The following is a 4112-nucleotide window of genomic DNA, read 5'->3' as shown; positions in this document are numbered from 1 at the left end:
GGATTCTTTTGCTAATTTTTCTAATTTGTCATCTGTTTCTTTCGCCATTTGAAAACGCCTCCTTTTGGTATTAGCTTAGCATGTTTCGCTAAAAAACCAAAAGAAAGCGCTCATTTTCATTAACTGTAAAAAATTCTTTTTTAAGAGACGAGAAAATCATATGGAGAAAGATTTTCCATCCCAATCATTGGATCAACCACATTTTTTTGAACCATTTCGATTGTCAATTCTCTCGAAAGCGGTTCTTTTGAGATAGTTCCTTCCGGTAGTGTTTCTTCGATGATGGATTCACTCGGTGTTGTGGCAAACAAATCAAGTTCCTGTTTCTGAACCGACTGCTTACTGCTCACCGGCTCACGGGCAGTATCTGTTTTCTTTTCACTTTTCATTGTGGCTGTTGTCTGTGAGTTAGACTCTGAGAAAGGATCATCTGCTTCTTCAAACTGTGCCAACCTTTGACGTTGCAAAGGTGTCATCTCGTCGCTGCCGTTGATCCGCTCTTGCAAGGTAGTCAGTCGAGTGGCGGACTCATGTGTCACACATGTTTGATAAGCTTGGGGTTCTCCTAATAAAATCAACAGCTCTTTGCTGCGGGTCACTGCCGTATAGAGTAAATTTCGTTGCAGCATTCGTTGGTATTGATGAACCATCGGCATGATCACCATTTTGAACTCGCTTCCTTGCGCTTTATGGATCGAGCAGCAATAGGATAATGTGATTTTATTCCATTCATTTCGCTTATAGGTAACTTCTGTGGCATCGAATTGGATCACTAATTCGTCCACTTTGTCTTCTGACTGTTTGGCAGGAATAATGCCGACGATTTGTCCCATATCCCCATTGAAAACATTGTCTTCTGGCGAATTGACCAGCTGCAAAACTTTATCTCCGATCCGGTAGACTGTTTCATTCCAAGTGACTTCTTTTTTGGTCCCATCGTTTGGATTAAAGATTTCCTGCATCATCTTGTTTAGTGCATCGATCCCTGCTGCTCCGCGGTACATTGGCGCTAGAACTTGAATGTCTTGCGGTGTGAAGCCTTTCGCTTTCGCCCGTTGCACGATTTGTGCGATCAACGGTTCAATTTTGTAAGCATCACAAGCAAAGAAAGAGCGATCTCTTTGATTTTGGGTAAAGTCTGCAGGCAGTTGCCCATTTTTTATCGCATGAGCCAATGGAATGATGCTTGACCCATCTCCTTGACGATAGATCTCGGTCAATTCTTGTTTTGGAATCTGTTCGATTTCTAAAAGATCATGCAGCACTTGTCCCGGTCCTACTGAAGGCAGTTGGTCTTTGTCGCCAACAAAAATAACTTGCATATTTGTAGGGATCGATTTGAACAATGTATTAGCCAACCACGTATCCACCATCGACATTTCATCAACAATCAACAAACCGCCTTCAAGTTCTTTCGCAGCGACACTAGGCGTCTTCTCACGGCCGTTAAGCCCAAGCAAACGATGAATCGTCCCACTGGGAAGTCCCGTCGTCTCATTCATCCGTTTGGCTGCCCTACCTGTAGGAGCTGCCAACAAGATGGGGAACATTTCTTCCGTGTATTTTGCGGGATCTAAATCAAGATCATTCAATTCAGCAAATAATTGAACGATCCCATTGATTACTGTCGTTTTCCCTGTTCCAGGTCCGCCAGTCAAAATAAATAATGGGGAATGGATGGCTTCTTTGATGGCTTCTTCTTGGGAAGATCCATAGACGATCCCTAATCGCTTCTCGATTTTTCGCAGTGTTTTTTCAACTGTTTTTTTGGGGTAGTTGATTTCTTTTTTGCGAGCTAATAATCGTTGGATCGAATTGGCGATCCCCCACTCTGAAAAATAGAGACTGTTTTCATACAACTTCGTTTCTTCTTGTTGGATCTTGCCTTCTTCTACCAATCCAATAATCGTATTTGCCAAGTCATCCGGTGGAATTTCGATGGGTCGACTCGTTTCCAACAACCGAAGTGTTTGCTCAAGCAAATCTTGTGCGTGAATATACGTGTTCCCAGTCTGTAAAGATTGGGCAAAAATCTGGTGCAAAACTGCCGCACGATAGCGCTGGGGCGAGGTGGCTTCAATTCCTAATTGATCGGCGATGTTATCTGCCCGTTTGAAGCCAATCCCTTCAATATCTTCGACTAATTGATAAGGATTTTCTTGGATGATCTCTAATGCTTCATTTTTGTATGCTTGGTAAATGGCAAAAGAAAGCTGACTACCAAATCCATAGCGGCTTAACCCAACGATCACTTGATCCATCCCATGATTGAGTCGAACCGTATCAAGAATCATTTTTCGCTTGCTTTCATTCAATCCAGGAATTTGCTCCAACAATACCGGGTCCTCTAACATGCGATCGATCGCCTGATCTCCTAGAAGCCCCACAATTTTTTCAGCCGTCTTCTTACCGATACCAGGAAACTTCTCTCCTGAAAGATAATTGATCAGACCTTGCTCTGATGTAGGTTGTTCTTGCTGATAGCTGTCCACTTTTAATTGGACGCCATATTTAGGATGATTGACTAACTCACCGTAGAATCGGTAACTCTCCTCTTCTTGGATCTCACCAAAGCTCCCAGTGACGACGATCTCAGATTCTTTGTAATCCGCATTATTTTCTGTCACTTTGACTAAAAGTACCTTATAGAAATTGCTAGGATTTTGAAAAAAGATCGCGGCAACATGGCCGACAAAAAATGTTCTTTCTGGATTCACGACGCCGCTCCTTTCACCTATAGTAAGGCATCTAAACTGTCTTGATTTTCTAGAAAACTTGCATCATTCCAACAGGTCATCTCAAAAGGCAATTGTTTATCTGCTCCTGTCTCTAAAATGGTCAAGCTATTATTAACAAGACCACCTTGTTCCCGCAATTGTGCCAATTCTTTTCCAGCCAACCATTGGATAGCTGCCGTCAATGAGGCCCCATGACCGACAAAAAGTAACGGACCATTGTGGGCTTGCACAGCAGTCATCACCACTGTTTCAATGCGCTTCAGGGCATCTTCGATGGGCTCTCCTTGAAATATCGTTGGGTCATAACGGTCAAGATGGTGGCGCAAATCAGCCAGCTCTTGCGGGTATTTTGCCTGCATTTCATCAATGAACTGCCCTTCTAAATCGCCTAGTCCAAGTTCACGTAATCCTTCTGTATAAACAATCTCGACTGGTTGCTTTAATCTTTCCACTATCCCTTGTGCGGTTGTACGGGCACGTAACGAGGTACTTGAATAGATTTTTTCAAAAGGAACATTTGCGATTGCGTCTCCCAAAAGCTGGATCTCCTTATAACTTTCAGGCAACAATGGTGAATCGCCCATCATTCCTTGAAATCGTCGTGCTTGATTCCATTCTGTTTTGCCATGACGAGTAAAATATAATTGCATCGAACAAGTCTCTCCTATCGATTGTATCTAATCTAATTTGTCATTGTCGTAGTGATGAGTCAATTCTAGCTCTGGAAACCCTTGTTGCCGTAAAGCTTCATAAATAATCAACGCGGCAGTGTTAGATAAATTCAATGATCGGACATGGGCATCATTCATTGGAATTCGTAAACATTTGTCCGCATGTTCGCGCATGAATGTTTCAGGCAATCCAGTTGTTTCCTTCCCAAAAAGGAAAAATTGGTCTTCATGAGTCGTATAATCTACTTCAGAATAGACACGATTGGCAAACTTAGAGATCAGGTACAGTGGACGATCACCTAAAAAGGACATAAATGCCGCTAAATCTTTGTGATAAGTAATATGAACATCATGCCAGTAATCAAGTCCAGCACGCTTCAAATGCTTATCATCTGTTGAAAAGCCTAATGGTTCAATTAGGTGTAAATGTGTATTGGTGGCCGCGCAAGTCCGAGCGATATTGCCGGTATTGGCAGGAATTTGTGGTTCAAATAAAACAATGTGATTCATCTGGTAAGACTCCTTTCAATTGGTTCGAGCCAACTGTCTCTCAATAGATTCTATAGTACCATATTTTAACGAAAATCGTTTTGCGAACTTCTATCTGATTTACTGAAACTTTGAGCATAAAAAACATATAAGGTTCGGCAAATTTTGCCGAACCTCTAACGCTGTCTTGAAAACGAAGGAGCACTTATAATGA

General features: G+C 42.2%; 3 protein-coding genes. All 3 read right to left on the bottom strand.

Translation table 11 applies throughout. From position 1 onward, the window contains the following. Positions 1-140: 140 nt before the first annotated feature. Genes AB5Z52_RS16080 through trmL form a run of 3 tightly spaced genes read right to left on the bottom strand, consistent with a single transcriptional unit; the run spans position 141 to position 3919 of the window. Positions 141-2717, bottom strand: a complete 2577-nt coding sequence (locus tag AB5Z52_RS16080; protein WP_003127050.1) for an ATP-dependent RecD-like DNA helicase — start codon at positions 2715-2717, stop codon at positions 141-143. A gap of 17 nt (positions 2718-2734) precedes the next feature. Next, entirely contained in the window at positions 2735-3388 is a 654-nt protein-coding gene (locus AB5Z52_RS16075; protein ID WP_003127049.1) for a histidine phosphatase family protein, read from the bottom strand. Positions 3389-3415: 27 nt separating this feature from the next. Continuing rightward, on the bottom strand, positions 3416-3919 hold the full coding sequence (gene trmL, locus AB5Z52_RS16070; protein WP_003127047.1) for a tRNA (uridine(34)/cytosine(34)/5-carboxymethylaminomethyluridine(34)-2'-O)-methyltransferase TrmL: 504 nt from the start codon (positions 3917-3919) through the stop codon (positions 3416-3418). Positions 3920-4112 lie beyond the last annotated feature (193 nt).

The organism is Enterococcus sp. RTP21361st1_A6_RTP21361_211029 (assembly GCF_040910045.1).
In the GTDB taxonomy this organism is placed as follows: domain Bacteria; phylum Bacillota; class Bacilli; order Lactobacillales; family Enterococcaceae; genus Enterococcus_D; species Enterococcus_D gallinarum.
Note: the sequence above shows the minus strand (reverse complement) of the source record. Positions and strands in the feature narration are given on the sequence as shown.

What these genes read in the sequence shown, in the direction of transcription:
- AB5Z52_RS16075 (WP_003127049.1), bottom strand. Translation starts at nt 3,388, where the DNA reads ATGCAATTATATTTTACTCGTCATGGCAAAACAGAATGGAATCAAGCA.
- trmL (WP_003127047.1), bottom strand. Translation starts at nt 3,919, where the DNA reads ATGAATCACATTGTTTTATTTGAACCACAAATTCCTGCCAATACCGGC.